Annotated in this window: 2 protein-coding genes; one reads left to right on the top strand and one right to left on the bottom strand. The window is 33.8% G+C overall.

What is annotated here, in order from left to right; genetic code table 11:
• The first annotated feature begins 118 nt into the window (after positions 1-118).
• Entirely contained in the window at positions 119-463 is a 345-nt protein-coding gene (locus J6Y29_04685) for a hypothetical protein (GenBank protein ID MBP5427167.1), read from the top strand.
• A 1623-nt stretch (positions 464-2086) separates the two neighbouring features.
• On the opposite strand, the gene J6Y29_04690 is transcribed toward J6Y29_04685, so the two are convergent.
• Positions 2087-2512 (bottom strand): hypothetical protein, encoded by a 426-nt coding sequence (locus tag J6Y29_04690; protein MBP5427168.1) that lies wholly within the window; start codon positions 2510-2512, stop codon positions 2087-2089.
• Positions 2513-3039 lie beyond the last annotated feature (527 nt).

A 3039-nucleotide genomic window follows, 5' to 3' on the forward strand; every position in this document is an offset into this window, starting at 1 on the left:
GAGGTGTCGCGCAATGGCTAAGTATGCAAATTAGGTAACAATAGTAAGTGCACCTCGTTTGAAAAAAGATAAAGATCATTTATATGTTAAATTGAATTTAAATGCATTGTAGTAGGCTATGAAAGATTTAAAAGGTGATAGTGGTTTAAAGATGTATTTATATATGATAAAAAATAGAGAAGATTATGAGTTTGGTTTAAGTTTAGCCGATTGTATGAATAATTGGGGGCTAAGTAAGAATAGTTATTATCGTGGTATTGAAGAACTGAAGGAAAAAGGATATTTAATTGAAATTATCAAAGATGTGAAGTATATGTTTTATGAATTGCCGCAAGTGAGGAGTTATAATAAAGAAGAATTGCCGAGTATTAGAGAAGCAGCAGTTGGTTTGAATGCGAGATACTTGGAAGATGATGTAGTAGAACTGGGCAATGGTGAAATATATAGAGTGTTGCCGTTCTAAGAAGTGAGATATTGCGGGGCGATTAGTTTCAAATTGGGACTAAGGGAGCGTAAAAGTTTCAAAATGGAACTATGAAACGGAAAAAAGTTTCAAAATGGGAAAGTACTGACAGCATAAAAGTTCCATTTTGGAACTCAAGAGAACGGTTAAGCAAAGATTGGGCATTTAGATTTTCCCAAATTGGAACTTTTTGGCGGAAAAAAGTTTCATTTTGGAACTTTATGAATGTCACTGAGTTCCATTTTGGAACTATGAAACGGAAAAAAGTTCCATTTTGGAACTAATGGGAGCGTAAAAGTTCCAAAATGGGAATATGAGGCTGTCATAGAGTTCCAATTTGGGAAAATTAAGTCGGTTTGCGGAGGGCTATACCAAAAAATCAAATGAAAAATCTGCGGTTCGTGGTGCGAAAAGCGATATTGGGGTAGATTTTTATCTATGATGTTTCATTTAGTTAGTTCCAAAATGGGTATAGTAATATAATATTGGTTTTTGAGTATTTTTCCGCTTCGCTGCGCTTGCTTCAAAATACTCAAAAACCGTTGGTGCTATAATGCGTGATGGGGGTAAGGTTGGGGTAAGGCGGCCATAGGAGTAAGGGGTAGAGGGCGTTTAGAAAAACGAGTTGAAAAACGCATAAGGAACGAGTTGAAAAATCATTTGAAAAAATGAAATGAAAAAAGAGAGATAATGTATATCTCTCTTGGTTATAGTATAAAGTTAACTATTAGTGTTGATATTGTAAGTATTATAACAAAGATACAGGCTAATACTTCATATTTGTTACTGGTGTTTAGTAACATATAAAATGCTATTAAAGCAGCAGCAATTAAAGAAAATATTGTGATATTCATAGTGTTACCATACAATAATTAACAAAGAATAAAATTATGTTAATTAATAAAAATATATAATCTGTTCGTGATAAGTTATGTATATTATTAATTATAATTAAAATAGATGAAATTGTTAATAAAATTACTGCTAACATAAATACCTCATAAAATATAATAGTATATCATTATTATAATCATTATTATAATTGCTATTAAGGTTCTTATTATTTCTCTCTTCTTATGGTTTTCTATTGGTCGTGTCATTATAGAACTAATAAGAGATGCTATTATAATGAATATCGTACCTAATATAAATTTTGTCGTTGGTATCATAATTATTTATCCTTTATATATAATAAACAAGGCAAATAGAACGCAGAGAGATTGGAAGGAAGGCATAAATTAGTGGGCCAGTGAAGAGGTTGGGAAAACCGAAAAGGGTAAACATTAAAATATTATTATAGGTTAAGGTATTAGGATGTATTGTAATTTTTAAAATATTTTGAATATTATAATGTTAAAATATCTTAATTGGCGATAGATCTGGCCCGCCTCTGCGCTCTACTTGCCTTGTTTTGGGATGACGGCATTCTAGCCGTATTACAATATTTTTATATATAATCTACTTCTCGCACTCTCTTTACTTCTGGCATGGGCTACAATAGCCATTTTGTCCCATTGAAAGTTTTTTACGCTGGTCGCACGAAACTTTTTCTGTAAAATAAGAGTGCGAGGCAAATAGATTTATTTTTCAAGGTGCTAAATTATTACTACCGACCGTATAGGGTCAATCTATATCGTTAAGGAAATCTGCGATAACGTGACTAAACTCAGATACTTGTGTTGGGCCAGATTTTTTTGTCACGATTTTTTCTTCTGAGGATACATTACTCATTACATTAGCCCAAGTTTTCGCCAATGGGATAAGACTACCTTTCCACTCCATAATTTTATAAACCAGTGTGATTATATTATCAACTGTTTCCTGAGTAATATAAAAATCTGCGGGCACGAGACGACTATCTATATTATGAGTATCGGCATAACGATCAATACAATCATTCCATCCATCGGCTACTCTTGTTAAAGATTCAAAGTATGTATTTTTTCGTTTCTGCTCATGTTGATACTCTGCATTTGCTTCATTCACTTTGTCCGCAAAAGCCTGGCATATGTCATCTATTGACGTTCCGTTATCCAGCATCTGCCGCACATTATTAAAATCATAATCCATAGGCAATATATCCTTTCTTGTTTTCTATATATATTATATAATATTTTTTTAAAAAAATCAATATATAGTATTTTTATCTTTGCTTCTAGGCTGCCGGTTTGCAATTTTATAAAAAATATGTTATAATAAAAGGGGATATATATTATATATATAATATAATTGATTTTTTATAAATAATTTGATATAATATAATGGGGAAGTATTGCCTTGATTTAGCCGCTCCTGGGCTCGCATATGGACCTTGCGACGGGCGCTGCGGGCTTTAAAAAAATAGTTTTTTTTAATATTATATCATATTTTTTTTAAAAAATCAAGCGCCGATTCTGGGAGCGCGCTTACGCTTGCCCTTGAACTGGTTTGCATATGCGAATTGGCGACGGCGGCGGGCGCTCAGACTTGCGGGCTTGCACGCGCGCGGGCGGGCGGTCCACTTTTGCCCGTAGTCTCGCCGCATATGGGGGGTCAACACTTGGTCGTGCGCTCTCTTGACTTCATCGCATTAGCGC

It is taken from the genome of Clostridiales bacterium (assembly GCA_017961515.1).
Classification (GTDB): Bacteria; Bacillota; Clostridia; order Acetivibrionales; family RGIG10202; genus RGIG10202.

Excerpts from the sequence above, each read along its gene's own strand:
- J6Y29_04685 (MBP5427167.1), top strand. The coding sequence starts at position 119 with ATGAAAGATTTAAAAGGTGATAGTGGTTTAAAGATGTATTTATATATG.